The 23,065-nt window shown below is 41.1% G+C and carries 35 protein-coding genes; 10 read left to right on the top strand and 25 right to left on the bottom strand.

Annotated features, from left to right (window positions below; genetic code table 11):
- The first annotated feature begins 2 nt into the window (after positions 1–2).
- Positions 3–797, top strand: a complete 795-nt coding sequence (locus tag ACBR23_RS08895; RefSeq protein ID WP_371118388.1) for a sulfite exporter TauE/SafE family protein — start codon at positions 3–5, stop codon at positions 795–797.
- Between the two features lie 227 nt (positions 798–1,024).
- Here ACBR23_RS08895 and cysK read toward each other — a convergent pair whose 3' ends face one another.
- The 3 genes from cysK to ACBR23_RS08880 form a co-directional block, all read right to left on the bottom strand.
- Positions 1,025–2,002: a cysteine synthase A gene (gene cysK / locus ACBR23_RS08890; protein WP_371118387.1), complete on the bottom strand. Its 978-nt coding sequence runs from the start codon at positions 2,000–2,002 to the stop codon at positions 1,025–1,027.
- A gap of 18 nt (positions 2,003–2,020) precedes the next feature.
- A complete protein-coding gene (locus ACBR23_RS08885; RefSeq protein ID WP_371118386.1) occupies positions 2,021–2,458 on the bottom strand; it encodes an Rrf2 family transcriptional regulator in 438 nt (145 codons plus the stop codon).
- 287 nt (positions 2,459–2,745) lie between these two features.
- Complete coding sequence (locus tag ACBR23_RS08880) at positions 2,746–3,777, bottom strand: sulfate/molybdate ABC transporter ATP-binding protein (protein ID WP_371118385.1); 1,032 nt, start codon at positions 3,775–3,777, stop codon at positions 2,746–2,748.
- Between the two features lie 341 nt (positions 3,778–4,118).
- Here ACBR23_RS08880 and ACBR23_RS08875 point away from each other — a divergent pair, with 341 nt between their 5' ends.
- Positions 4,119–4,703, top strand: a complete 585-nt coding sequence (locus ACBR23_RS08875) for a Crp/Fnr family transcriptional regulator (protein WP_371118384.1) — start codon at positions 4,119–4,121, stop codon at positions 4,701–4,703.
- 444 nt (positions 4,704–5,147) lie between these two features.
- Here ACBR23_RS08875 and ACBR23_RS08870 read toward each other — a convergent pair whose 3' ends face one another.
- The 3 genes from ACBR23_RS08870 to ACBR23_RS08860 form a co-directional block, all read right to left on the bottom strand.
- Positions 5,148–5,726, bottom strand: coding sequence for a Uma2 family endonuclease (locus ACBR23_RS08870; protein WP_371118383.1), 579 nt, complete (start codon positions 5,724–5,726; stop codon positions 5,148–5,150).
- A 135-nt stretch (positions 5,727–5,861) separates the two neighbouring features.
- Positions 5,862–6,047 (bottom strand): hypothetical protein, encoded by a 186-nt coding sequence (locus tag ACBR23_RS08865; RefSeq protein WP_341739217.1) that lies wholly within the window; start codon positions 6,045–6,047, stop codon positions 5,862–5,864.
- A gap of 5 nt (positions 6,048–6,052) precedes the next feature.
- Positions 6,053–6,211, bottom strand: a complete 159-nt coding sequence (locus tag ACBR23_RS08860) for a hypothetical protein (RefSeq protein WP_293339280.1) — start codon at positions 6,209–6,211, stop codon at positions 6,053–6,055.
- A gap of 124 nt (positions 6,212–6,335) precedes the next feature.
- On the opposite strand from ACBR23_RS08860, the gene ACBR23_RS08855 reads away from it, so the two are divergent.
- Positions 6,336–6,527: a hypothetical protein gene (locus ACBR23_RS08855; RefSeq protein WP_371118382.1), complete on the top strand. Its 192-nt coding sequence runs from the start codon at positions 6,336–6,338 to the stop codon at positions 6,525–6,527.
- Positions 6,527–6,814, top strand: coding sequence for a hypothetical protein (locus ACBR23_RS08850; RefSeq protein ID WP_341739215.1), 288 nt, complete (start codon positions 6,527–6,529; stop codon positions 6,812–6,814). Before ACBR23_RS08855 ends, ACBR23_RS08850 begins: the two co-directional genes overlap by 1 nt.
- Positions 6,815–6,824: 10 nt before the next feature.
- Here the strand turns inward: ACBR23_RS08850 and ACBR23_RS08845 are convergent, their stop codons facing one another.
- The 9 genes from ACBR23_RS08845 to ACBR23_RS08805 form a co-directional block, all read right to left on the bottom strand.
- A complete protein-coding gene (locus ACBR23_RS08845) occupies positions 6,825–6,968 on the bottom strand; it encodes a hypothetical protein (protein ID WP_371118381.1) in 144 nt (47 codons plus the stop codon).
- 13 nt (positions 6,969–6,981) lie between these two features.
- Positions 6,982–7,317: a XisI protein gene (locus ACBR23_RS08840; RefSeq protein WP_341739213.1), complete on the bottom strand. Its 336-nt coding sequence runs from the start codon at positions 7,315–7,317 to the stop codon at positions 6,982–6,984.
- Positions 7,305–7,721: an element excision factor XisH family protein gene (locus tag ACBR23_RS08835; protein ID WP_371117142.1), complete on the bottom strand. Its 417-nt coding sequence runs from the start codon at positions 7,719–7,721 to the stop codon at positions 7,305–7,307. The genes ACBR23_RS08840 and ACBR23_RS08835 overlap by 13 nt, the downstream gene beginning before the upstream one ends.
- A 211-nt stretch (positions 7,722–7,932) precedes the next feature.
- Positions 7,933–8,187, bottom strand: a complete 255-nt coding sequence (locus ACBR23_RS08830) for a hypothetical protein (RefSeq protein WP_340523243.1) — start codon at positions 8,185–8,187, stop codon at positions 7,933–7,935.
- Positions 8,184–8,366, bottom strand: a complete 183-nt coding sequence (locus ACBR23_RS08825; protein ID WP_371118380.1) for a hypothetical protein — start codon at positions 8,364–8,366, stop codon at positions 8,184–8,186. The genes ACBR23_RS08830 and ACBR23_RS08825 overlap by 4 nt, the downstream gene beginning before the upstream one ends.
- Positions 8,367–8,445: 79 nt before the next feature.
- Positions 8,446–9,138 carry an SDR family NAD(P)-dependent oxidoreductase gene (locus ACBR23_RS08820; protein WP_371120843.1) on the bottom strand — a complete coding sequence of 231 codons (693 nt, stop codon included), beginning with the start codon at positions 9,136–9,138 and terminating at the stop codon, positions 8,446–8,448.
- Between the two features lie 29 nt (positions 9,139–9,167).
- On the bottom strand, positions 9,168–10,712 hold the full coding sequence (locus tag ACBR23_RS08815; protein ID WP_371118378.1) for a radical SAM protein: 1,545 nt from the start codon (positions 10,710–10,712) through the stop codon (positions 9,168–9,170).
- 5 nt (positions 10,713–10,717) lie between these two features.
- Entirely contained in the window at positions 10,718–11,662 is a 945-nt protein-coding gene (locus tag ACBR23_RS08810) for a hypothetical protein (protein WP_371118377.1), read from the bottom strand.
- A 49-nt stretch (positions 11,663–11,711) separates the two neighbouring features.
- Complete coding sequence (locus tag ACBR23_RS08805; protein WP_371120842.1) at positions 11,712–12,773, bottom strand: class II aldolase/adducin family protein; 1,062 nt, start codon at positions 12,771–12,773, stop codon at positions 11,712–11,714.
- Between the two features lie 206 nt (positions 12,774–12,979).
- On the opposite strand from ACBR23_RS08805, the gene ACBR23_RS08800 reads away from it, so the two are divergent.
- On the top strand, positions 12,980–14,365 hold the full coding sequence (locus ACBR23_RS08800) for an NB-ARC domain-containing protein (RefSeq protein WP_371118375.1): 1,386 nt from the start codon (positions 12,980–12,982) through the stop codon (positions 14,363–14,365).
- Between the two features lie 223 nt (positions 14,366–14,588).
- Here the strand turns inward: ACBR23_RS08800 and acs are convergent, their stop codons facing one another.
- From acs to ACBR23_RS08775, 5 genes are all read right to left on the bottom strand, one after another.
- Positions 14,589–16,559: an acetate--CoA ligase gene (acs, locus tag ACBR23_RS08795; RefSeq protein ID WP_371118374.1), complete on the bottom strand. Its 1,971-nt coding sequence runs from the start codon at positions 16,557–16,559 to the stop codon at positions 14,589–14,591.
- 121 nt (positions 16,560–16,680) lie between these two features.
- Positions 16,681–17,043 (bottom strand): DUF5615 family PIN-like protein, encoded by a 363-nt coding sequence (locus ACBR23_RS08790; protein ID WP_371117140.1) that lies wholly within the window; start codon positions 17,041–17,043, stop codon positions 16,681–16,683.
- Positions 17,021–17,371 (bottom strand): DUF433 domain-containing protein, encoded by a 351-nt coding sequence (locus tag ACBR23_RS08785; RefSeq protein ID WP_371118373.1) that lies wholly within the window; start codon positions 17,369–17,371, stop codon positions 17,021–17,023. The genes ACBR23_RS08790 and ACBR23_RS08785 overlap by 23 nt, the downstream gene beginning before the upstream one ends.
- 77 nt (positions 17,372–17,448) lie before the next feature.
- A complete protein-coding gene (locus ACBR23_RS08780) occupies positions 17,449–17,823 on the bottom strand; it encodes a type II toxin-antitoxin system RelE/ParE family toxin (protein WP_180274492.1) in 375 nt (124 codons plus the stop codon).
- Positions 17,816–18,061 carry a hypothetical protein gene (locus tag ACBR23_RS08775; protein WP_371117138.1) on the bottom strand — a complete coding sequence of 82 codons (246 nt, stop codon included), beginning with the start codon at positions 18,059–18,061 and terminating at the stop codon, positions 17,816–17,818. Before ACBR23_RS08775 ends, ACBR23_RS08780 begins: the two co-directional genes overlap by 8 nt.
- 124 nt (positions 18,062–18,185) lie before the next feature.
- Between ACBR23_RS08775 and ACBR23_RS08770 the strand changes: the two genes are divergently transcribed.
- The 3 genes from ACBR23_RS08770 to ACBR23_RS08760 are packed head-to-tail and all read left to right on the top strand — an operon-like array spanning position 18,186 to position 19,368.
- The gene (locus ACBR23_RS08770) at positions 18,186–18,845 is read left to right on the top strand and encodes a restriction endonuclease subunit R (RefSeq protein ID WP_371118408.1); all 660 of its coding nucleotides are present in this window, start codon (positions 18,186–18,188) and stop codon (positions 18,843–18,845) included.
- Positions 18,846–18,896: 51 nt separating this feature from the next.
- Positions 18,897–19,145: a type II toxin-antitoxin system RelE/ParE family toxin gene (locus ACBR23_RS08765; RefSeq protein WP_371118372.1), complete on the top strand. Its 249-nt coding sequence runs from the start codon at positions 18,897–18,899 to the stop codon at positions 19,143–19,145.
- Complete coding sequence (locus ACBR23_RS08760; protein ID WP_371125639.1) at positions 19,132–19,368, top strand: type II toxin-antitoxin system prevent-host-death family antitoxin; 237 nt, start codon at positions 19,132–19,134, stop codon at positions 19,366–19,368. The genes ACBR23_RS08765 and ACBR23_RS08760 overlap by 14 nt, the downstream gene beginning before the upstream one ends.
- 179 nt (positions 19,369–19,547) lie before the next feature.
- Here the strand turns inward: ACBR23_RS08760 and ACBR23_RS08755 are convergent, their stop codons facing one another.
- From ACBR23_RS08755 to ACBR23_RS08745, 3 genes are all read right to left on the bottom strand, one after another.
- Entirely contained in the window at positions 19,548–20,021 is a 474-nt protein-coding gene (locus tag ACBR23_RS08755; protein WP_371118370.1) for an SMI1/KNR4 family protein, read from the bottom strand.
- Between the two features lie 226 nt (positions 20,022–20,247).
- A complete protein-coding gene (locus tag ACBR23_RS08750) occupies positions 20,248–20,550 on the bottom strand; it encodes a deaminase domain-containing protein (RefSeq protein WP_371118369.1) in 303 nt (100 codons plus the stop codon).
- 44 nt (positions 20,551–20,594) lie between these two features.
- Complete coding sequence (locus ACBR23_RS08745; RefSeq protein WP_371118368.1) at positions 20,595–20,741, bottom strand: hypothetical protein; 147 nt, start codon at positions 20,739–20,741, stop codon at positions 20,595–20,597.
- 80 nt (positions 20,742–20,821) lie between these two features.
- Between ACBR23_RS08745 and ACBR23_RS08740 the strand changes: the two genes are divergently transcribed.
- Together ACBR23_RS08740 and ACBR23_RS08735 are read left to right on the top strand one after the other, a co-directional pair.
- A complete protein-coding gene (locus ACBR23_RS08740; protein WP_371118367.1) occupies positions 20,822–21,010 on the top strand; it encodes a hypothetical protein in 189 nt (62 codons plus the stop codon).
- 162 nt (positions 21,011–21,172) lie between these two features.
- Complete coding sequence (locus ACBR23_RS08735) at positions 21,173–21,931, top strand: site-specific DNA-methyltransferase (RefSeq protein WP_341739207.1); 759 nt, start codon at positions 21,173–21,175, stop codon at positions 21,929–21,931.
- Here the strand turns inward: ACBR23_RS08735 and ACBR23_RS08730 are convergent.
- Entirely contained in the window at positions 21,923–22,552 is a 630-nt protein-coding gene (locus tag ACBR23_RS08730) for a ScaI family restriction endonuclease (protein WP_371118366.1), read from the bottom strand. The two genes, ACBR23_RS08735 and ACBR23_RS08730, sit on opposite strands and share 9 nt — an antisense overlap.
- On the bottom strand, positions 22,553–22,774 hold the full coding sequence (locus ACBR23_RS08725; RefSeq protein WP_340523258.1) for a helix-turn-helix domain-containing protein: 222 nt from the start codon (positions 22,772–22,774) through the stop codon (positions 22,553–22,555).
- Positions 22,775–23,065 lie beyond the last annotated feature (291 nt).

The following is a 23,065-nucleotide window of genomic DNA, read 5'->3' as shown; positions in this document are numbered from 1 at the left end:
CCGTGAACTACTTATTACTATCATTTTTCAGTTTTTTCGTGGGAATTATCGTTGGTTTGACCGGAGTAGGAGGAGCTTCACTCATTACGCCGATGTTGATTTGTGTCTTTCAAGTTCCGGCATCGATTGCTGTGAGTTCAGATGTCGTAGCAGCCACATTTATGAAAGTTGTTGGTGGCTTCAAACACTGGCAACAACAAACCCTGGACTTGCAAGTAGTTAAATGGTTGGCTTTAGGAAGCGTGCCTGGTTCCCTGGGTGGTGTGTGGATATTACACTGCATCAAAGGGAGCGGCACTGAGAACTTAGATTACATCTTGTTGCACTGTCTGGGAATGGCGATCGCCCTAGTTGTCATGTTAGCAATCTCCCAATTATCGCTCAAAATCCTTCTCCCTAATTTGAAATTACCACAGCCGCCAGAATGGGACTTAAATACTAATTATGGCCGTATTTGTACTGTGATTGCTGGAGCAATTTTAGGCTCCATAGTGGGAATCACTAGCGTCTCTTCCGGTTCGATGTTTGCATTGTTATTGATTACTTTTTTCCGCCTAGATTCTTCAAAATTGGTGGGTACAGATATTTCTCAGGCGGCTATTTTGTTGATGTTTACTTCTCTAGGACACCTCAGCCTGGGAACAGTAGACTGGAGTTTAGTATTGCCAATTTGGTTGGGTTCGGTGCCGGGAGTTTTAGTAGGGGCTAAATTCTGCCAAATTATGCCTCAACGCCCGCTTAAGTTGGTGATTTATGGAATGTTGGCAATGGCGAGTTGGAAGTTGTATCAAGTCTGAAAAGTAGGGTAATTTCAGGAGTATTGCTGTCAACAAATATGCGCTTTCGGTGCAGTCCGGCAAGGGTTCAAACCCCTGCCTCAAAGCTGAAGTCCTCTGAAGAGGACTATTAACTCATTAGTCCTCTTCAGAGGACTTTCGCTTTGAGCCAGGGAATTAATTCCCTGGCGGTCTTTCGGGTTAAGCTGATATCAATGTCGCAGGAGGGACGATCGCCCTACTGCGGATTAATTGCTAATTAATGCTTCGAGTTCGCTGACTGTCGGTAATTCTAAATCTTTGAACAGCACTGTACTAAGGTAGCGTTCGCCAAAAGAAGGCTGCACAAAAACTATCAATTTTCCAGCATTTTCGGGACGCTTGCCGATTTCAATGGCTGCAAATAAAGCTGCGCCTGCGGAGATTCCTGACAATAATCCTTCTTCTCTCGCTAGCCGACGACTGTAGGCGATCGCATCTTCATCGCTAACAGTAATTATTTCATCAATTAACTCTGGTTTCAAGACTTCCGGGATGAATCCTGCACCAATTCCTTGAATTTTGTGGGCACCAGATTTGCCTCCAGAAAGCACGGGGCTGTTTGTCGGTTCTACTGCGATCGCCCTAAAACTCGGCTTGCGCTGTTTAATTACTTCAGCAACTCCCGTAATCGTACCGCCGGTGCCAACTCCAGCCACTAAAAAGTCTATTTTACCGTCAGTATCGGCCCAAATTTCCTCCGCCGTAGTTTCCCGGTGAATTTTCGGATTAGCGGGGTTGCGAAACTGCTGCAACAAAAAAGCACCCGGAGTTTCTTCTGCAATTTCTTCGGCGCGGGCGATCGCGCTTAACATCCCTTCATGTCCCGGAGTTAATTCTAACTGAGCACCGTAAGCCTTTAACATCGATCGGCGCTCTAAACTCATCGTATCCGGCATTGTCAAAATCAATTTGTAACCCTTAGCCGCCGCCACCATTGCCAAAGCAATTCCAGTATTGCCCGAAGTCGGTTCCACTAAAATAGTTTTCCCCGGTGCAATTAATCCCGCCTCTTCTGCCGCCTGAATCATGCTCGCCCCGATGCGATCTTTCACCGAAGCAGCCGGATTCATCCCTTCCAATTTTACCGCAATTTGAGCAACTACTCCTTCGGCTTGGGGAATTTTATTGAGCTGAACTAAAGGAGTTCTACCAATTATTTCTGTAACATCCTTAGCAATTTTCATGGCTTAATTTATCTCCACTTAAATGTAGTACATGGGATTGACTTGTTTGCGAGCGTCCCGCTGTTGGCACAAATCCTGCAAAGTGTATTTGCCCAAAACTGTCAGAGATGCTGCTGTGACTTCCTGCCAGATTTCTCGTACCGCAGTCTTTTCTACTGTTGCGGATTCTAAAACTTTTTGAACCTTGCTGCTACTGTCGCCTTCTAAAGCTGAGAACACCTCTAGCAAAGTAATTTGCCAGGGTTCTTTTGCCAGCAAATAACCGCCTTTAGCGCCCCGCAGACTTTGCACGAAACCCGCACGTCGCAGCACGGTCAGAATTTGGTCTAGATAGCGTTCCGGTATCTCTTGAGCAGCAGCAATTTCGCTCACCGTGAGGGGGGAGTCCTTGGGGTAGGGCGTTGCAAGTTCCAAGAGCGCTAACAGGGCATATTCCACTCTAGAAGATCGTTCCACATTTGCTACTCGTGTTTCAGTTTTAAATCTGCTATTCAATAATATACTGTTTTCCGATATGTGTATAGTGGTATTTTTTGGGGTTTTGATGAAAAAATCGCTTGAGCTAGTACCTAGCTAGCGATATGGCAACTGCCAAGGCTGTTAAGGCGGTTTGGTCAATAAGTAACCTGTCGCTACCAGAGTTAAGACAATGCCACAAGTTAAAACACTCAAAGAAGGCCAAAATCTTTGAGGATTTATGTATTACCGCGTGACCAGATTTTGAGTAAGATGCAACGGTGGATTTAGATAGAATAAGCAGGAAAAGTCATCGCGTGTTTGGGTTTGACATAAACCCTTTGATTTCGCACTAACTGTAGTTGATCGAAGCGCTCGCGGCTGACGTAAGCTGTCACAATTTGACCCGATTCTAATAGCAATTCAGTTTGAATTTCGCGTCCCAGATGAATGATGCGGCTGACTTTTGCTTCCGCAAAACCGGACTCCGGCTGAGTGTTAATTAGCACATCATGGGGACGCAAAAATACTACTTGAGAATGAGCAGCTCCATGGTTAGATAGTTCTTCAGCATTTCTGTTAAACAGCCCGATCGCATTCGGCAACACATTAACAGGCCCAATAAAACTCATCACAAAAGCCGTTGCCGGTTTGTCATAAATTTGAGCAGGAGTGCCAACTTGTTCCACTCTACCTTTGTTCATCACTACAATTTCATCGGCTACTTCCATCGCTTCTTCTTGATCGTGAGTCACAAAAACTGTAGTGATATTCACTTCTTTGTGGAGTTGGTGCAGCCACGATCGCAATTCTTTGCGAACTTTAGCATCCAACGCTCCGAAAGGTTCATCTAATAGCAGCACTTTCGGCTGAACTGCTAGAGCTCTGGCTAAGGCCACCCGCTGTCGTTGGCCTCCCGAAAGCTGGGAAGGGTAGCGATCGCCCAAACCACCCAACTGCACTAACTCCAAAAGTTCCTCAACCCGTTTGTTAATTGTGTCTTTAGGAACTTTGCGAATTTCCATCGCAAAAGCAATATTTTTTCGGATCGTCATGTGCTTAAACAAAGCGTAATGCTGAAACACAAAACCGATATTCCGTTCCTGCACCGACTGCTGAGTAGCATTTTCACCGATCAAATAAATGTTACCGCTATCTGGGGGTTCAAGTCCCGCGATCATCCTCAGCAAAGTCGATTTCCCGGAACCCGAAGGGCCCAACAGCGCCACTAGAGAGCCGTTTTTAATTTCCAAACTCACGCTGTCAATGGCATGAAACGACCCAAAGTGCTTGGATACGTTCTCAATTGTAATGCTCATAACCTTTAACTCCTGTTCGTTGACCGATTTTATGTACTATACATTAAATACGGTTGTCTGTCATGGTCGTAACTTTTTTTTAGGAATTGACATTTTTATTAACTCCAGTTAGTATATACAGTTACAGTAGTATATAGTAAACTCTATCTCTTGTTCGGAGAAATTCCTGACTCTAGATCTGTAACTGTCAGGAATATATAGCAGCCACATTCTCGGCGGTTAGGACGCTCTTAATCGCGGAAACCATTGCTCGGAATTCCTTCTTCCTTCTTGCTTCTTCCTTCCGCCTGCTATACTCCACTGCTGGTGCTGCCCAAGTCTAAATTCTGGAATAATTCGCTATGACGATTGGTTCATCTTCCTCTGAGTACCTTTGCAATCTGAGAAAATATCAGTTTTCCCGGCGGGTTCACTTGCCCAACCAAAAAAATGCTCTCTGGCAAATTGAAACTGGGGTAGTGCGAACTATGACGTGGCTAGAAGATTCCACAATCGTCACTTTGGGTTTGTGGGGGCCTGGAGATGTGGTGGGCAAACCGCTCTCAAAATGCGATCCTTATCAAATTGAATGTCTGACCAAAGTCGAGGCAACTTTATTATCAGTCGATCGCGGACTAAATAGAGATGTTCTACTGTATCACCTTCAGCAAGCGGAAGATTTGGCCCTAATTCGAGCGGGTAAAAGAGTGGAATTAATGCTTTATCAACTATTAACTTGGTTGGCTAAAAAATTTGGTTCGGAAGTAGACCAAGGACATCTAATCGATCTGGGTTTAACCCATCAAGACATAGCCGAACTGCTAGGCATCACTCGCGTAACAGTCACTCGTGCCCTTGGTAATTTTGAGCAGCAAGGTTTAATTCAGCGTCTGTCGATTCATCGGATTATTTTGCAAGATTCACAGGTGTGGCACTACGAAATTTGAAAAAATGAGCTGACTGCGATATTCTGAAGCAATTGATGATGACTACTTATGAGAAGATTGGCTGCAAGTGAGGTCGCAAATCAACAGCGATGAAATTCATCTGTGGCGAGGCAAATAAGCTGTTTTTGGTATATCATTGGATTGCAAAAGTGCGATTGCCTAACTGTAATATGCAGGCGATCGCATCACAAACCTATTCAGGGTTGGCTCTCTTGGATTTGTGGTAGTAACTGTATCGAAAAGTACAAAATTTTGGTGATGAAATCGCTGAAATCCTTACCCTGAGACACATAATATTAAATCCGGTAGCATCTGAATTATTAAGATCTCTATTTTCTCCCTCTGTGTCCTCTGTGTTCTCTGCGGTTAAATCATTCAAATGCAACCAGAAACGATATAAGCTATATCAATCATCGGATACCAGGAGAGCCGCTTTGCGATCGCCTACATCTCTCGACGGAACACTCTAATAGCTTCCCCAGTATCAGTTTCCGCCATCAAAATGCAGCGTTTGAACAAATCGAGATTCAGGTTACTAAGTCCGGGTAGCTGACTGCGATCGCTCTTTTCATAGCTACAGTCTTGGAGATGATATATTTTCAGCAATCCATCTTCCCAAAACCAAACCTCTGGAACACCCAAAGCTTTATAGCGCTCTAACTTACTGATTCCTCCACTGGTAAAGACAACTTCGATCGACAAATCTGGAATCTGTTTTACACTCCCAATGCAGTAGGATTCATCTGCTTGTACAGAGACAACTCCCGATCTTTCCTGCGTCATTGCCCCTGTGGGCTTGAAGAAAATTCCCTGTTCGACGAGAAACGTAGTCAATAAGTAACCGATAACATGAGCAAAAGCTTCGTGGTCTTCTCCAGGCATCAGAATCTCGATCGTCCCATCATAGTAAAATAGTCGCACTCCAGGGGAGCCTTCAAAGCCTTTTTGGATAAATTTAAACCGTTCCCACATTCCATGATGAACAATTCGCTGATCTGTGGTTTTGCTAAGTAGTGGAGGCATCGCGCTCAGATCCAGTCTAGAATTTATCTTAATTGTAGCTCATATTTAACAATTAAACCGCAGATGAACACAGATATAATTTGATCTGCGTTCATCCGCGTTCATCTGCCTACATCTGCGATCGCAAAAACACCCCTAGGAATCAGCCCGCAACTTATCCAAAACAGTCCGATCTTCCAAAGTAGAAGTATCTCCAGTCACCTCCAAACCAGCAGCCAAAGAACGCAACAAACGCCGCATAATCTTCCCGCTACGAGTCTTGGGCAAAGCATCAGTAAATCGAATTTCTCCCGGACGGGCGATCGCCAGTAAATCAACCAAGGTTATCAATCTGGGTAAAGCAACTTATCTTCAACTTTTAAATTCCTAATTTGTTCGCGAATCACATCGGTTTTTGTTCTACCGCTGTTCGCGCAATAAGCTTCTAGGCGAAGCATTTCTACTTCAGGCAGTCTGATGGTTAGAACTTTAACATTTTTACTCATACTGCAATTATACTAAAAAATGCAGTACAATTCTAGCATAGAAATGCGCCTTGGCAGAATGTTGCCGCACCATGCCAAGACGACTTCCCCGAAGTTGAAGGTCCAACAAAGGAGCTACTTAATTATGATTCAAGATCCTGAAAAAGAACCAGAACGCTGGGATGAGCCGATTTTAGCCGATAATCTCAAGCAAGCGAAACAGGAGTGCCAAAAACGAGCCGATCGCTACCAGGTTGAATTAGAATCTGTAACTCAACCTCGAAAAGTCGAAAATCGCCCTCAAGTGTACCGTTGCAACTACAAGGAGAAAGAATAATGGCTGTTTTGGAGTGCGTCAAACCGGGTGCTCAACTCGGTCAAATAATTCTTGCCGTCGATTTGACAGTTGCCGGCGCGATCGATCGCATCTTAGCAACAATTCAAGACTTAGGATATGACCCAGAAATCCGTCATATCAAATACCCGTCAGGAGTTCACGTCTTAGCAATTCTCAAAGACGAACAGCATTCTCAAGCAGTCGATGATGATTACTTGTTAGAAGAATGGCTGCAAGTCAGGTCGCAAATTAACCCGGATGCCGTTCATTTATGGCGCGGTAAATAAGCTGTTTTTGCTAGATCGGTGAATCGGGAAACGTAAAAGAGCGATCGCCTAACCTAACTTTAGTATGCAGGCGATCGCTGCACCCACACTCAAATATTACTTGCGATCGACGATCGATGCTCGATCGCAAGCAATAAAAGCTTAAATCTTTCATACATAAGCTGTAACTAAGCAACTGCATAACCCGTATGAGGTCTGACATCTGCTGGATGAAATCCTAAAACAATCGAATCCTTGGGAATTCCAGCAGCTACAAGTTCTTTAGTCACGCCGTATTCTGTCTCATCTCGCTGTACCCAAATCTTATTGTCAATAATATCTATATGAACCAAACAGCCGTGAATTCGTTTGGCTTTATCCCATCCTAAAGTAACTAGCAGGTAACTGTCTGAGTTGTCATCAAACACGGCTTTACAAATTATATCGCCGTGAGAGTAAGGAATTTTTGTATAGGGTTCCAGGACTATTTTAATCGTAGTTCTGAAGTTAGCTAAAGTATCCATTTTACGATCGCCTCTTGATTTGGATCGAATACAATCAGCTTGAGATTTTCATCTTCGATCATTAATTGACCGATCGGTTCTTCAAATAGAGATTCATAAGTAATATCGCGAACAGCCAGATAAAACGTATGTTCTGGATAAGTTCTTTGAAGAACAGACCGATAAATAGTAAATTGTCCGATCGCATCTCTCAAGTCCTGCATTTCTGAATCGCTGACAAAGCTTTTGACTTCCACAGCAATTTTCTGTTCTCCTCGTTCTGCTGCTAGCACCTGTTTTGCTCCCAGATCCACATACATATCTTTTTTACCCCATTTCAGATGGAGAGGATCGTGAGTAATTATCCAGCCATCATTGAGGAGAGATTTTTTGACTGTATTGTGGTAGAGGTCTAAAGCGGGCATAAAACAAAACGAGCAAAATAAGACTTCATGGTTATATGATAGCAAATTATCATGCAATTATCTTAAACTCTAACTAAACCGCAGATGAACACAGATGTAAATCTTATCTGCGTTCATCCGCGTTCATCTGCCTACATCTGCGGTTAAACACCCCTATAAATCAGCCCGCAATTTATCCGAAGCCGTTTTATTTCAGAAGTAGTGTTGTGGCCTATTGAGAGCTATACTCACCAAATGTTGTCACATACCCCTTAACAGTAACTCCCAGATCTAATTCCTCGTGATGAATCAGTAGGTTAGATAATTGGGCAATCAAAAATTCAATCTCGCGACGGTTCTCAAAGGAGAGAAAAATACTGCTACCTTCACCCTTAATAATCACAGTTGGAATATCGCTGTCGTCTAACTGTGAATCAATATCTGGGATTATTTGTCTGATTTGTTCTTCAGTCCACATCTGACTCATTCCTCTATCTCCCGTTCAAAAATACAGCGGTATGACTTACCACTTTTATTGAGAATGACACCGCAGAAAGTGCAGCGCCCGTCGCCTCTTAATTCATTATACTCTGCCAACTCACGGCAGCGACGAATAGCAGCAGATTGCGGTTTATGAGGTACGCGGGGCGGGGCGATCCATGCCATAAGCCATTAGCCCGACTCCAGATAGTACATCATATTGCTGACAACCACTGTAACATATTGCTCCTGGCCCGGTGCCGACTTATACGTGATGCGTTATGGCAGGTCTTAGGATCGCTTGAGAAAGGGAAATATTATCACCGATGTTTATCATTTTGATTAAAAGATCGGATACATCTGAATAAGATACAGCATCTTCGCGTTCAAAGTTGCTATTTCTCATATTGCATGGAACTATAACATGGGATTGCATATTATATTGCGAAATATCTTGATTCAAACATTCTGAATATCTAATAATTGCTGCTTTAGAAGCAGCATAAATGCTGTAAAACTTGTTGCCTGGTTCACCAGCAAGTCCAGATGTTGAAGAAATGAAAAATATCTTTCCCTGCTTACGTTTACACATCTTTGCAATGAATATTTTTGAAAGATAGACGGCTCCCTTAAAGGTTGTATCAATCTCAATATCTATACCTGCGTGTGGAATATCAGCAATGGTAACTCCACCTGTGCAGGCAGACGCATTATTGATAAGGATATCAATATGACCAAACTTTTCCAGACATGAATTTATAGCGGTTTCGCATTGAGTGTAACTAGATATATCAAGAGAATGCCACATGATTTGGTCATTGTTCTTTGTTTTGGCACTATCAGGAATGTTCCTGGCAGTTGCAAATACTTTAAAACCACTTGCTAACAAGTGTCCACAAATATGTTCGCCTAACCCCTTTGATGCGCCAGTAAGAAATACGACTCTATTTTCAGACATGATAATAACCTCTAGATTTTGACCTTTTTTTAAAAAATTGATGGAATCTGATGCTCCCACCCGTTCCAGTCACCCTCATAATCACCCCATTTATCAGTAATAGTATATGCTATTTCATTCGGCAAAATTGAATTATTAAATTTCTGGAATGAAGCATATACCCATTTTTGATAAGATGGCACAGTATGTATTGTGAGAGAGCCAGACTTAAATTCATCTAAAGCAACCTGCATCAAATTTAATGTTAATAAATTGAGGAGCGTTGCCCATTCGTGAATTTTATGCTTCTCAGTAAGTCCACTATCTTCTTTTCTAAGATTAAGTTCACAAAGCTTCCGAATTTGTTCATAGTTTATAATACGGCAGATTTCAGCGAAAGGTTCAAGAGACGGGTCGAAAGTTACACCTTCTGACGGTGATATCGTTGAGCTTGTCGATCCAGACAACTTAGTTTTATTAGAAAGTGGCCTCATTTGGCTATTTGGTGCCCAATCTGATTCAAAGGCATAGCTAAAATAAAGTGTCTGGCCTAAATAGATAAAATTCTCTTCATTATATAGATCGGCCAACCTAGAAATGTTTTCTTGTAAGCTCTGTATAGTTGCTGTTTTGTTAAAGAGAATAAATGATAAATTACAAAATATCTGATTTTCTCGCAATTTTCTAATTGCATTTATAGCAGTGGCACTGGTTTGTCCTTTTCGCATCCCTTTTAAATCATCATCATGCAATGATTCTATGCCTAATAAGATTGATTTAATACCCGCACCTGCCAGTAATTCGTAGTTACCAAATCTCTCCAATGTATCGGCTCGATTATAGATCATTATTTCAACTTGTCCATGAAATTGCTCTCGTAATCGTGTCAATAAATTTATTACCTCCGGATAATGTTCTCGATCTGCGCCAATAAATTCAGCATCATAGAACCAGAACTTATTTATTCCATTATCGAGGTATTGTTGAATATCGCTAACTACGAGATTAGCAGGGCGGCGAGTAAATTTATTAACATAATTTGTGCCGTGATTGATGAAGCAAAACTTGCAACTATAGTGGCATCCACGGGTAGTTTCTATTGTTGCCTTAAAAAATTTGCGTCTAATTCCGAGGTCATTGATGTACTTCAAGCCATAAGGATAATGTGTTAAGTCTGAACTAAAATTAGGCCCATCGGCTGGCAGTCCGAGTTCTTTCGCAATAGTTCGCTCGTCGTGCAGAATAACTGCTGTTCGTTCAGGATATGGACTTGTCCAATATTGAAGTTTGCCAGTTTGACCATAAAAAATCACCCTTGCTTCTGTTTTTGAAAGAAGATGTTGTGAAATTTTAAGAGCATATTTCCAATGAAGCCCTGTACCACGAACACATAATATGTAAGCACGGGCTCCAAATTCGATTAAAGTATCTACGTTTACAGAACGATCGAGGTGAAAATCAAAAACTTCAAAAGCGGCACCTACACTATCTAAATATCCTGCCAATGAAGATGCAATGGGCTCTTCACGAACATCGAGCAGATTATATACGGACAAATAGGGTACACGGACAATTGCGATCGTTTGTTTATTCATAGTTTTCATAGTAGGTTATATACATGAAGAGAAAGGGGAGAATCATGTGCGTCTGCATCAAGACCAGACTTCTTTAATTGAACAGAGCAAGCATCAACAGAGCTAATGTCAAAGAGTCTATTAAATGATAACTTTTCTAAAATGTCTGATTGAAATGTATCTGCCAATATGGGACTGTTAGTTTTTGTGTCGCACTCCTTTAAACCAAACGCCAGAAGATAAGAATCCACGAGTTCGCAACTTCGCTCTCTTAATTCTTTAAGACCTGCTTCATCCGCAAACTTTAGGATATCAGCCTTTGTATGGAGATGTTCTCTGGAAGTAAATATGTACTCATCAACTAAATTATCTTTGGCAATGGTGATTCTGACATCCATATCCACAATTTTTTGATCTGAGTCCACTATTTCAGTTTTATAGGGCCAAATGCACTCTATTTTACCTAAAGGCGTTTCTAGGATACGCTTATAAATACTGAGTTCGTCCCATCTTCCACCAATATATAACTGATTTTCAATATTTGCATCTTTATGGATTTCCACAAAGAATACGCCATTTGTATCGAGAGATTTTGCGGCTTGGTTAAATAAGTTAGCCGCATATTCTTTGTCAACTAATACAATTGAGTATCTTGGAATAAATATCAAATCTGCATTGACAATTTGCTCTAAACCAATGATTGCATCAGCGCACAGATAGTTGCCGTTAAAACCTCTATTACAAGCAACTTTTTCCATTTCATGAGAATTGTCAATTGCTACAACTTTTCCATTCCAACCACCATTCAGAAGATGAGTGCCATGATATGCTGGTCCAGCAAAAAGTTCGACAAAGAGACCAGTTGACGGAAGCGTAAACGCTCTAAGACGGTTTAGCTCTTCTATAAAATTCCGGTCATCGGCTATTAATCCATAAAGTTCAGCATAATTAAAATATAATTCATGTGACATATCTTATGTTACTCCTCTGCTTTCACTGATTACTACTCTGCTTTCACTGTTATTTCGCTTTACGCAAATTACTTTCTATGGTTCTTTTGATTTCCTGATAAGCCAGATGTGGCTGACTCTCCGTTGATAAGAACAACTCACCATGATCTTCCATAATAGCCATATCAATTTCGTCTTGAGATTTAAAATAACTCACTAAACTATCCCCAAGTTTTGACTCGCCGTACCTCATTGGTGGAACTGCAATTTTATGGGAAAACGTGGGATTACGAGTGAATTGACGACTCGCGTGTGTGTGCAAAATTGCACTAACATTGAGCATTTTTGAATATATTACAGAAGCTTCTACACTATCTGATGAAGGAAGGAAATTCCCTGAGTATGCCAGCAAATTGGATGACTCATCGTAAAAATGAACATAGGCTATGCGACTTAAATCAATATTAGTCTTACTCGTTTTCGTGCAGGTAATAAAAAAACCTTCTCCATGTGGGCATCTTAAAGAGATAAAACCATCAGTCTCAGCCCGATGAAAAAGACTATTTTTCCCAACTAAGGCACTTACCTTCCCAAAAAAATCTCTAATATCTTTGGTGAAAATCTTTTCTATATTTTTGCTAATACATTTTGGCTCATATTTAATCCTAACAGAATCACAAATAGCATTGTCTACTAACTTATCAAGAGATGGTATATACTTGTCTCCATGCTGTGTAGGGAGAAGAAAATTAATTTGACTATAATTCTTTTTCATTTTTTCTACAGTCGGACTTGCAGAGTCAAAAGACTGTTTAGATGAATAAGACATTGCAATCGTAGCAGAAGTAAAACTCTTGATGACATCCATATAGTCGAATGTCGTTGATTCTGGATCATCTAATCCATCAACAACGATTAGATGCCGCAAGACATAATTTGAATTAGATTTAACTAAAGTATCAATATCTTCGCCATAAGTAAAGCCATATTTATTTGATGCTAATAATATCTCTTGCGAAAGTTCTGGATATATTCTATGTTTATCAATAAGGCAAACAAGCACATCATTTTTTGTTAAAGGATAATTGTATTGATATGACTTCAATTCGGGCTGCATCAAATTGGGCTGCATCAAAAGAATCCTCAATCGTTTTCAACCAACCATAGGTAATTTATAATTCATAATTTAACGCGTGTCTAGCCTAACCAAGTTACATAAAGTAGCTATTTTGAAAGCATCTTTAAGTTACAAAAAGTTACCTCTTTCGACTAAAGTTATCAAAAGTCACATTTAGTTATGCTATAGTAGTAAAATGCACTTACGCCCTCAGCTAATCTATGAAAGTTGAAAATGGCATAGCCTTTCTTGATGATCTGGTTTATACCAAAACCGGAAAACGCTTAAACAGTTTGCAAAAAGCTATTTTACGCGGTACTTGGCAAAATCTAAAATATCCCGAAATTGCTAAGACTGAAATCAGATCGGCAAAATATGTTAAAGGTGTAGGCTTTAAATTATGGAATCTTCTATCAGAGATGTTAGGAGAAGAGATGAATCAATCCAATTTTCGCGCAGTTATGGAAAAAACTAAATTAGCTATTGACTTATCAAATTCTGCCACAGACTTTGCACAGGTTAATAATATTATTAATAATTATCATAGTTGTTTCCCTATTTTGAATTTTCCCAATGGAACACAAACTGAAACCCCAAATCAGGATATACACAGGCAGGATGCCTGTGCTACAAATAAAAAAGATTTAAGCGAAATGCCTAATCTTTCTACATTCTATGGGCGCAATCAAGAATTAACTACATTACAAAAATGGATTCTTCAAGAAAAATGCCGCTTAGTGACAATATTAGGTATATCTGGTATTGGGAAAACTGCGATCGCTATCAAATTAATCCAACAAATTGCCGATAAATTTGATTATATATTTTGGTGCAGCTTACGCAATAAACCTAGTCTGGATATAATTGAAACAAACTTATTATCATTTATTTATGAAAATGTCAATACAAATAATAAGCCATCGCTCATCCTAGACTCCTTGCGAAAACATAGCTGTTTAATCATTTTAGATGATGTGCAGATGCTTTTTAAGACTGGAGAATTAGCGGGTAAATATGAATCTGGATATGAAGAATATGCCTCACTATTTAAACAAATAGGAGAATCTGATCGTAATAGTTGCCTTGTCTTACTGAGTGGAGAAAAACCCTTAGAAATTGCCGATTTAGAAACAGAAAATCAAGGGTGTAAATCCTTACAATTAGCTGGCTTAGAAGTAGATGCAGCTTGGGAAATCCTCAAAGAGCAAGGTTTAGACAATCAGGAAAAATGGCAAGATATGATTAATCAATATAGCGGTAATCCTTTATGGTTAAAAATGGTTGCTAGAATTATTCAAGATTTAGGATTGACAGATTTATGGCAACAGGGAAGCACGTTTTTATTTGCGGATTTGGAATATAAATTAAATCAGCAGTTTAAGCGGTTATCAGCAATTGAGAAAAAGGTGATATCAACTATGGCTAATCTGGGCGATCGCATTACCATTACCCAAATCTTAGCATATATACCCCAATCAGAATTATTCAATGCTTTACCATCTTTATTAAGGCGTTCATATATAGAGAAAAATGTAGATAATGGAGAAACATTTTTTACTATACAACCTGTGATTAAGGAATATGTCAAACAACAATTAGCGAAGTGAGAATTAGAATTACAGCAGATTACAGGTTTATGAGGTACACTAAAGTTGGGAGTTTACAAACTCACGGTACGATCACCCGCAGTTTGTGTACGATCGCCTAACTATGAGAAAGGTGCAAGATTTCAATTATACCGAACAATTAAACCGCAGATGAACACAGATGTAAATCTTATCTGCGTTCATCCGCGTTCATCTGCCTACATCTGCGATCGCAAAAATACTCTTAGGCACCACCCCGCAACTTATCTAAAACAGTCCGATCTTCCAAAGTCGAGGTATCCCCCGTCACCTCCAAATCAGCAGCCAAAGAACGCAACAAACGCCGCATAATCTTCCCGCTGCGAGTCTTCGGTAAAGCATCAGTAAAGCGAATTTCGCCCGGACGCGCGATCGCGCCAATTTCCTTCACAACGTGCTGCTTCAATTCCTTAGCCAATTCATCGCTAGGCTGCTGCGAATTATCCAGCGTCACAAACGCCACTATTTCCTCACCCTTAATATCGTCCGGTTTACCCACAACCGCAGCCTCCGCCACCGCAGGATGAGATACCAAAGCTGATTCAACTTCCATCGTACCGAGTCGATGTCCGGCAACATTAATTACATCATCAACCCGGCCCATTACCCAGAAATAACCGTCTTTGTCTTTGTGCGCGCCGTCCCCTGCAAAGTACACGAATTCGCCATCTTTTGGGTGCAAATACTCCCAATAAGTACGACGGAAGCGATCGGCATCATTGTAAAGAGTCCGCATCATTCCCGGCCAAGGATGTTTCACAACTAAATAACCACCACTTTCATTAGTTACCGGTTCGCCATCTTGGTTAACAACATCGGCAATAATTCCGGGGAAAGGAAGGGTTGCAGAACCTGGTTTTGTGGGGATTGCACCGGGCAAAGCGGTAATCATAATTCCGCCAGTTTCTGTTTGCCACCAAGTATCGACGATCGGACAATTCGATTTCCCAATTACCCGCTGATACCACATCCAAGCTTCAGGATTAATCGGTTCGCCGACAGTTCCCAACAACCGCAAAGATGACAAATCTCTGGCATTTGGCAAGTGTTCGCCCATTTTCATAAACGTGCGAATTGCGGTTGGTGCAGTGTAGAAAACAGTGACACCATATTTTTCAATGACATCCCAAAAACAGCCTGGATTTGAAGGGCGAGGAGCACCTTCATACATGACAGTTGTGGCACCGTTGGACAGCGGCCCGTAGACTATGTAACTGTGTCCAGTAATCCAGCCGACATCAGCAGTACACCAGTAAACATCAGTATCTTGGAGGTCAAATATCCACTTGGTTGTCATGTGGCTATAAAGGTTATAACCGCCCGTTGTATGGACGACACCTTTGGGTTTGCCGGTACTTCCAGAAGTGTAAAGAATGAATAGCATATCTTCGCTATCCATCGGTTCGGCTGGGCAATTTGCCGATGCACCTTTTTGCAAATCGTGCCACCAATGATCGCGCCCGGATTCCATGTGAATTTGCTGTTTGGTGCGCTGTACTACGAGAACGTTGGTAACGCTGGGTGCAGCATCATTTGCTAATGCTTTGTCTACTTGTACTTTGAGGCCAACTGCTGCATCTTTGCGGAAGCCGCCGTCAGCGGTGATGACGAGTTTGGCTTGGCCGTCGTTGAGTCGATCGCGCAAAGCTTCAGCACTAAACCCGCCAAACACCACACTGTGTACTGCACCGATTCTGGCACAGGCTAACATGGCGATCGCAGCTTCGGGAATCATGGGCATATAGATACCGACGCGATCGCCTTTTTCCACTCCCAAATCCTTGATTACGTTAGCCATTTGGCAAACTTCGCGGTGGAGTTGGGCGTAGGTGAGGGTGCGGGAGTCTCCGGGTTCCCCTTCCCAAATCAGGGCGGCTTTATTTTTGCGCCAAGTTGTTAAATGTCTGTCTAGACAATTGTAAGAAATGTTAATTTTACCATTGACAAACCATTTAGCAAAAGGTGGCTGCCAGTCGAGTACGGCATCCCACTTTTGGAACCAATCTAGTTCCTGTGTGGCGAGTTCGGCCCAGAATGCTTGGGGGTCGGCTTTGGCTTTGTCGTAGAGGGCTTGGTACTCTTCTAGGCTTTTGATGTGAGCTTTTTCGGAGAATTCAGCAGGCGGCTGAAACAGGCGTTTTTCATGCAGAATTGATTCGATCGTATCTTGTGACATCGTTCTTAACTTTAATTTTGGTTAGTCTTTTTAGCTATTGTGTGCATAAGTTGGCACAAAAGTATGTTTATTTTCCTTAAGACTTTGGAGAATTTGGTAAGTGTTGGGAATGTGTGAGAAATTATGGTAGCGGTAAATGCTCAATTTTATCTTGGTACTCATCATCAAATGATCCTTGATAAATCAAAATTAGCTCGTCAATATTTTGACCAATACTCAGCTTGGAATTCAGGATAAATATTCCTGGAATATGGCGATTTTGTTCTAGATGATCTGTTAAATGAACGGGCATTGAGCGACGGTTGTTGGTAACAAGAATGAAATTGTGGATTTCGCACCAAATAAGAATTTCTGGATCGAGAGTGCCTTTGGAAGGTGCTGTTAGTTCTCCCACTGCTAGAACAACCAGATCGGGATTGCGCCTCCGAATTTGGTTAACATATGCAGGATCGACATTTTCATCAAACAGATACTGGATTGCCATCAGCTTTTCTCATTACATCTCTTGCTGCTCTTAGTTTGCGGATTTTTTCATACACTGGACGAGGATTGCGACGTTGTTCTTCTTGCATTCTTTCGCTCCATTCCAGCCCTTCAGTTATGTATTTACCGACTGCTTCTTTGTTGTGCAGGTAGTACAAAATTGTCGCATAAACTTGTTCGAGGGTGAGAGATGTATAAATGTTGGCGATTTCTTCGGGAGTTCGAGCGCGAAACAGGTATTCATAAAGAATTGTTTCGATGCCAATGCGGGAACCTTGGAGCCGAATGTCATCAGGTCTTAGGAAGTTGAAGTAGTCTTCAAGTTGCATAGCTGGTTGATTAAGGTAAGGGTTGATCGTATTATAATACCTGAACAGAAGATCGCACAAAAGCCATGACCCAAAATTTAGGCATCTTCTTCATCTTCACCTGCACGCCGTTCGTATTCTAAAATGATGCCCGTAAGTTCATCTGCTGGAATATCAGCTTGTGCAGATTTTGTATAAACTGTCAGTAAAATAATTCCATTTTCAGTTTTGACATAATAAATCAGACGATAGCCGCCGCTTTTACCTTTTTGAATATCGCTATTTCTAACTCTCACTTTAAAAACATCGTAACCAATCCCAGATATGCGATCGCCTGGTAACTCTCCCTGTTCAAGTTGTTCGATGACTGGTTGTATATCATTACGAATACTGCGATATTTTTTGGCGAGGTTGCGTAAGTTTCTTGTAAACGTTGGTGCAGCTTCAACTTGAATCAATGGTTGCTCAGACATCATCAATTCCCTCCCATATTTGGGCAACAGGAATTGTTTTACCAGTCATTGCTTCCTGCCAAGCTTGACGAAAATCTGCTAAAATTGCTTCTTTAGATTGCTCCTCTTCATTGATTTCTGTTACTTCGGGAATTAGCACAATTACTTCTACTCTGCTATTTTGCTCTAACTTTAGTGGCTCATCAACGCACAATTGTCCTTGCTTGTCGATCGTTGCCATCACTTTAATTGCTTTCATTGTTACTCCTGGTAATCTAGAGTGTAAGAAATAGACTGATGTAAAAGGCTAGTGAAAAGTGATAATATTATATTATACCAAATCTGCCAGATCTTTTACAGGAACAGCCGATCGCACAAAAGCCATGACCCAAAATTTAGAAGCAAGTCAACTTTCGCTAAATGACGTTCGTCACCTTCTCAAACTCCAAGAGTTAGAAGGAGAGGGCTTCAGTGATTTTTTCTCTCTGGAACCTCTGACAGAATCAGAACAACAGGAACTATTGAAACTTAGAAATGACTTTCGACGATACCTATCCGCAGGAAAAATTTCAGAAGAACTCGTTAAGTTTTTAGTGCTTTCACCGTTGATGAGATTAACAGGATTTTTTGAGATTCCGATCGTGCTGACAATGGAAGATAGCATACCGATCGAAGTTGAGGATGGGGATACTTTAATTAAAGGGCGGTTGGATATTTTAGCCGTAAATCAGCCGGATGCGGAGATAGGGGCGGCGCAGTTCTGGATTTTGGTGGTGGAGGCGAAAAATAGTGCGATCGCCCCTTTGGCTGGTTTGCCACAATTACTTAGTTATACTTATAAAAGTTTGCAGCAGCAATCGTCTGTTTGGGGATTGACTACGAATGGGGAAAGTTATCGGTTTGTGAGGGTGACGCGGGGGAATCCTTGTACTTATCAGATTTTACCGGAATTGAATTTGATTGACAAAGAGCGATCGCTTTTGTTGGCGCAAGTGTTGAAAGCGATTTGCAAGTTGCAGAACGTGCAGTTACAATTAGCGTAAAATGATACAATTGGTGGCTTATCAGTTATCTTGTGAATAGGTGACGTTTTGATGAATTACCAAGTTGAGTTTAAGCCGAAAGCGGTCAAAGATTTAGAATCTTTGCCAGCAGAGGTACAAAACCGAGTTTTGACCAAGATTGAGTTAATGCAAAATAACTTGGCAGGAGATGTGAAACGCTTAACTAATTATACGCCCGAATATCGGTTGCGGGTAGGAGATTACCGAGTTTTGTTTGAAATAGAGGGAGATGTTTTGGTAATCTACCGCCTCAAACACAGAAAAGATGCTTACTCTTAAACGATTGAAGGAAATACCCATGATTCAGTTACATCCTGAGTTTATCACCAAAAATGGCAAAAAGGAATTTGCGGTGATACCTTACGAAGAATTTGAAGCACTGCAAGAATTAATTGCTGATCTAGAAGATTTGATGGATTTGAGGGCAGCGAAGGAAGAAGACGCAAATCAGCCTTCTGTGTCGCTAGCAGAGGTGAAGAGACTGTTAGGATTACAGACATAAATTTGCTGTCAATATTCTGGTAGTGTAGGGTTGTACGATCGCTCTTATTAGCCCAAGTCTTGAAAGCGATTTGCAAGTTGCAGAATGTGCAGTTGCAGTTGGCATAAATTTTGCTTCCAAAGGAATTTGCTAGGTGAAGAGAATGTTAGGATTTTAGGCATAAATCATGTACGATTTCCTCATTTTTTGGCCAAAGCCATCAAATATTTCGCGTGAATTTCTACCTCAGTTGCCAAAAACTCACTAAAGCTCTCATGGCTTTTAATAAAAGAAGTTTGATTAGTCCCTTCGCAGTATGAGTAAGTCGGGGGATCTGCGCCTTCTGATACTCTAAAAAAGCTAAATTGATAGCCCTGGTGCATCAAGAAAATAAAGGCATCCTCTGGTAAAGATTCAGCAAAGTTATTTTCCTGCAATAACTCGACAGCCCACTCTTGCAGTTGAGGTAAATGTTTAAAGAAACAGTCCGAACCCCGCAAGAATTTACCAGCACTAGACCCCATAGATAACAGGAATTCCTGATAGCATCGGGGCAGAGAAATCCCCAACTGTTGCTCGATCGCAATTACCTCATCGCAGGTACAGCCTGCGAGTTCATCTGGCTTCACGAGTTTTAGTTCTATCAGTTGCTTTTTGACTCGATCTAAATACATAGCTACTACATCCTTTAAGTTTTGCAAGACATACGCAGGATTGATGGAATTGTCAAGGTTTAAACTTTTAGAGATCCCCTTTCAAAATAGGGCTGTGCGTAAGTTATGCTTCAATACGGTTCAGTTAGTGCTAAAAAAACGATCGCACGTAGGTTGGGTGGAGGAACGAAACCCAACACAATCGCTAGAATTCTCCTTAGCTGAACCGTATTGAGTTATGCTTAGCTTACATTGTATCGTTTACCGTCAGTCTGATGTTGGGGAACCGCCTGCGAAATTGCTCTATTACGTCGCAACAGGAATCACAGGGTTCTCTTTCTGTCCATAAATTTACTCTGCCTTGAACCTCCGGTGTTTGAATATATCTCAATCCCAATTCCTCAAGTAGTTTACGTTCGCTATCATAGGCTCGTGAATGTCCGGGTGGGACTTCAAAAGTCTGAAATAATGGCTCGTCTGGTAAACTAACTGTGCCGGAACGAGTCGATCGACCGCTGATATCAAATCCGGTAACATCGGAATTATTCATCTCTCTTATCTCCCTCTGTGTTCTCTGCGTTCTCTGTGGTTAAATCATTCCGATGCAGCCGGAAACGATATGACGGCTATCAATTCGCCGCGATCGTTTTCAATCAGGAAGTCTGCAACAGCAATATTTTTATAAGCCGATACTCCTAGCTCTTCTCGAATTTGGCTAATACGATTCGCCCATTCTTCCATATGGATCTCTTTATCTTTTACAATACTTCCCCAGATTACCAAAGGGATGAGGGGACAAAGTAGGCGAAATTTATCGGTTTGTGCGGGTGACGCGGGGGAATCCTTGTACTTATCAGATTTTACCGGAATTGAATTTGATTGACAGAGAGCGATCGCTCTTGTTGGCACAAGTGTTGAAATGGATTTGCGGCGTTGCAGAATGTGCACTTGCAGTTGGCATGATGGTTGGGAATTCAGGAAGACGAACTAAGGAAATATACATGATTTAATTACTTCCTGAGTAGAGTTCCAAAAACTAAAAATTTGTGGCAATATAGATTTATACCACCATCAACTGTATCATGCTTTTAACTGAAATAGTAAATTTTTTAGGCAAACCGTACTTCCAAGCCCCTAACTGCCTAATTTATCAGATGGACTGCTTAGAAGCAATGTCAAAGCTCCCTGATGAATGCGTCAATCTTACTGTCACCAGTCCCCCCTATAACATTGGCAAAGAATACGAAAAAACACTACCACTTGATAAATATTTAAACTGGTGTGAAAGCTGGATAAGTGAAAATTATAGGCTAATCCTTCCTAACGGCGCTTTCTGGCTCAACTTGGGGTATCTATCAATTCCTAATCAAGCTAAAGCTATCCCAATTCCCTATCTACTTTGGGACAAAATTCCTTTTTACCTAATCCAAGAAGTTATCTGGCACTATGGCGCTGGGGTTGCTGGTAGTAAGTTCTTTTCACCGCGCAATGAAAAATTTCTTTGGTATGTTAAAAACCCTAAAGACTATACCTTTAATCTAGATGATGTGCGCGATCCCAATGTAAAATATCCTCATCAAAAAAAGAAGGGCAAAATTAAAGTCAATCCCCAAGGCAAAAATCCGACTGATGTTTGGGAATTCCCTAAAGTAACTTCTGGTAAAAATAGAGCATCAAAAGAGCGAACATCTCACCCCGCTCAATTTCCTAGTGCTGTTATACAGAGAATAATCAAAGCTTCATCCAACCCAAATGAAGTCATTTTAGACCCTTTTCTGGGTTCAGGAACTACAGCGGTTGTTGCTTTAGATTTGCAGCGCACTATTATCGGATTTGAGATTTGTCAGGAATACTGTGATTTAGCAGCCAACCGAATTGATGATTTTCTCAGACAAAAGCAGATTAGTAAAGCTCAATTATCTTTATTTTAAAGAGTGTAAATTTTGCTCAATAGGCAATTTCAGCAACTTATATCGCTCTACATCAGGGCTTAATTTAGCTTGCTGACCAGTGGCTGCTGTTTGCCCTTGCCAATCTTCTCGATCTATCCATCCAAATCTAACTAAATTAATATTTAGAGTTTGTGCGCCTTCCATTTTGGGATTGAATTTCTGGAAATTAACTACAAGGTAATAGCCGGACTTGTCTTTCTTCGGTTTTGCTCCTGTAGCGCTTTGTTGAGCATAACTGCGATTGCCGTAAGTGTTACGACTACTTGAAGAAGTTTTAATTTCAATTGAGAAGTGATTGTTCGGGATGTGAACAATATCTTTTTCGATGGCGGTGCGATCGCGTCGCCAAATTCCGGGGTATTTGCTGGCGAATTCTAATGGTATTAGTTCATGTAAAAAAAATCCCATAATTTGGGGAGTTGGGAATAAATCTATTCCTATTGTGTAGCCTCTGCTGGTTATGCTGGATTGAAAAATTTCATTCCAAACTTGAATAACCACCTCATAAATTTCTTGTGGATCTAGTGGGTGTAGATCTATGAGTTCTAGTGTCTTCTCGTGCCAATCCTGGACAGGAAGCCCCGTATAAGGTGATTGCATTTACTCTATTTCCTGCAATAGTTCGCTGGGCGATACTTCTAAAGCTTTTGCTAGCCGCAAAATGTTTAGTAGGGCTATGTTTCTTTCACCCCGCTCAATACCACCAATGTAGTTGCGGTGCAGTCCAGCTAGTTCTGCTAACTTTTCTTGGGAAAAGCCCTTTGATGTCCTTAGCCTGCGAACTTGCTCTCCAAATTTTTTGAGGTCTGGATTTTTTGCCACATAAGCAAGATATCGGTGACTGCACTCCAAAATCTACACACTATGAGTGTGATTTGTGATTAAATAAAAACAGCAAGCCCATAGTCAGACCAAGCAGAATTAACTTGATGCCATCACTTTAATTGCTTTCATAGTTACTTCAGCTAATCTAGGGTGTGATAAATGGAATTCAATTGCAAAAAATAGCATTCTCAATTTTATATAAAAACCAGATTGAAAAAAAGTTTAATGAAGTGCGATAACTTTATGGGAAACTAAAAAATAGTCCATAACTGGCAATAGCTGACCGCG

The organism is Microcoleus sp. (assembly GCF_041354475.1).
In the GTDB taxonomy this organism is placed as follows: Bacteria; Cyanobacteriota; Cyanobacteriia; order Cyanobacteriales; family Microcoleaceae; genus Microcoleus.
The sequence above is the reverse complement of the archived record's forward strand: the minus strand, read 5'-3'. Positions and strand labels throughout refer to the sequence as shown.

Bases quoted from the DNA above. Each gene is read 5' to 3' on its own strand.
- cysK (WP_371118387.1), bottom strand. From the start codon at position 2,002: ATGAAAATTGCTAAGGATGTTACAGAAATAATTGGTAGAACTCCTTTA.
- ACBR23_RS08880 (WP_371118385.1), bottom strand. From the start codon at position 3,777: ATGAGCATTACAATTGAGAACGTATCCAAGCACTTTGGGTCGTTTCAT.
- ACBR23_RS08875 (WP_371118384.1), top strand. From the start codon at position 4,119: ATGACGATTGGTTCATCTTCCTCTGAGTACCTTTGCAATCTGAGAAAA.
- ACBR23_RS08870 (WP_371118383.1), bottom strand. From the start codon at position 5,726: ATGCCTCCACTACTTAGCAAAACCACAGATCAGCGAATTGTTCATCAT.
- ACBR23_RS08860 (WP_293339280.1), bottom strand. From the start codon at position 6,211: ATGAGTAAAAATGTTAAAGTTCTAACCATCAGACTGCCTGAAGTAGAA.
- ACBR23_RS08855 (WP_371118382.1), top strand. From the start codon at position 6,336: ATGATTCAAGATCCTGAAAAAGAACCAGAACGCTGGGATGAGCCGATT.
- ACBR23_RS08850 (WP_341739215.1), top strand. From the start codon at position 6,527: ATGGCTGTTTTGGAGTGCGTCAAACCGGGTGCTCAACTCGGTCAAATA.
- ACBR23_RS08845 (WP_371118381.1), bottom strand. From the start codon at position 6,968: ATGAAAGATTTAAGCTTTTATTGCTTGCGATCGAGCATCGATCGTCGA.
- ACBR23_RS08840 (WP_341739213.1), bottom strand. From the start codon at position 7,317: ATGGATACTTTAGCTAACTTCAGAACTACGATTAAAATAGTCCTGGAA.
- ACBR23_RS08835 (WP_371117142.1), bottom strand. From the start codon at position 7,721: ATGCCCGCTTTAGACCTCTACCACAATACAGTCAAAAAATCTCTCCTC.
- ACBR23_RS08830 (WP_340523243.1), bottom strand. From the start codon at position 8,187: ATGAGTCAGATGTGGACTGAAGAACAAATCAGACAAATAATCCCAGAT.
- ACBR23_RS08825 (WP_371118380.1), bottom strand. From the start codon at position 8,366: ATGGCATGGATCGCCCCGCCCCGCGTACCTCATAAACCGCAATCTGCT.
- ACBR23_RS08820 (WP_371120843.1), bottom strand. From the start codon at position 9,138: ATGTCTGAAAATAGAGTCGTATTTCTTACTGGCGCATCAAAGGGGTTA.
- ACBR23_RS08815 (WP_371118378.1), bottom strand. From the start codon at position 10,712: ATGAATAAACAAACGATCGCAATTGTCCGTGTACCCTATTTGTCCGTA.
- ACBR23_RS08810 (WP_371118377.1), bottom strand. From the start codon at position 11,662: ATGTCACATGAATTATATTTTAATTATGCTGAACTTTATGGATTAATA.
- ACBR23_RS08805 (WP_371120842.1), bottom strand. From the start codon at position 12,773: ATGCAGCCCAATTTGATGCAGCCCGAATTGAAGTCATATCAATACAAT.
- ACBR23_RS08800 (WP_371118375.1), top strand. From the start codon at position 12,980: ATGAAAGTTGAAAATGGCATAGCCTTTCTTGATGATCTGGTTTATACC.
- acs (WP_371118374.1), bottom strand. From the start codon at position 16,559: ATGTCACAAGATACGATCGAATCAATTCTGCATGAAAAACGCCTGTTT.
- ACBR23_RS08790 (WP_371117140.1), bottom strand. From the start codon at position 17,043: ATGGCAATCCAGTATCTGTTTGATGAAAATGTCGATCCTGCATATGTT.
- ACBR23_RS08785 (WP_371118373.1), bottom strand. From the start codon at position 17,371: ATGCAACTTGAAGACTACTTCAACTTCCTAAGACCTGATGACATTCGG.
- ACBR23_RS08780 (WP_180274492.1), bottom strand. From the start codon at position 17,823: ATGTCTGAGCAACCATTGATTCAAGTTGAAGCTGCACCAACGTTTACA.
- ACBR23_RS08775 (WP_371117138.1), bottom strand. From the start codon at position 18,061: ATGAAAGCAATTAAAGTGATGGCAACGATCGACAAGCAAGGACAATTG.
- ACBR23_RS08770 (WP_371118408.1), top strand. From the start codon at position 18,186: ATGACCCAAAATTTAGAAGCAAGTCAACTTTCGCTAAATGACGTTCGT.
- ACBR23_RS08765 (WP_371118372.1), top strand. From the start codon at position 18,897: ATGAATTACCAAGTTGAGTTTAAGCCGAAAGCGGTCAAAGATTTAGAA.
- ACBR23_RS08760 (WP_371125639.1), top strand. From the start codon at position 19,132: ATGCTTACTCTTAAACGATTGAAGGAAATACCCATGATTCAGTTACAT.
- ACBR23_RS08755 (WP_371118370.1), bottom strand. From the start codon at position 20,021: ATGTATTTAGATCGAGTCAAAAAGCAACTGATAGAACTAAAACTCGTG.
- ACBR23_RS08750 (WP_371118369.1), bottom strand. From the start codon at position 20,550: ATGAATAATTCCGATGTTACCGGATTTGATATCAGCGGTCGATCGACT.
- ACBR23_RS08745 (WP_371118368.1), bottom strand. From the start codon at position 20,741: ATGGAAGAATGGGCGAATCGTATTAGCCAAATTCGAGAAGAGCTAGGA.
- ACBR23_RS08735 (WP_341739207.1), top strand. From the start codon at position 21,173: ATGTCAAAGCTCCCTGATGAATGCGTCAATCTTACTGTCACCAGTCCC.
- ACBR23_RS08730 (WP_371118366.1), bottom strand. From the start codon at position 22,552: ATGCAATCACCTTATACGGGGCTTCCTGTCCAGGATTGGCACGAGAAG.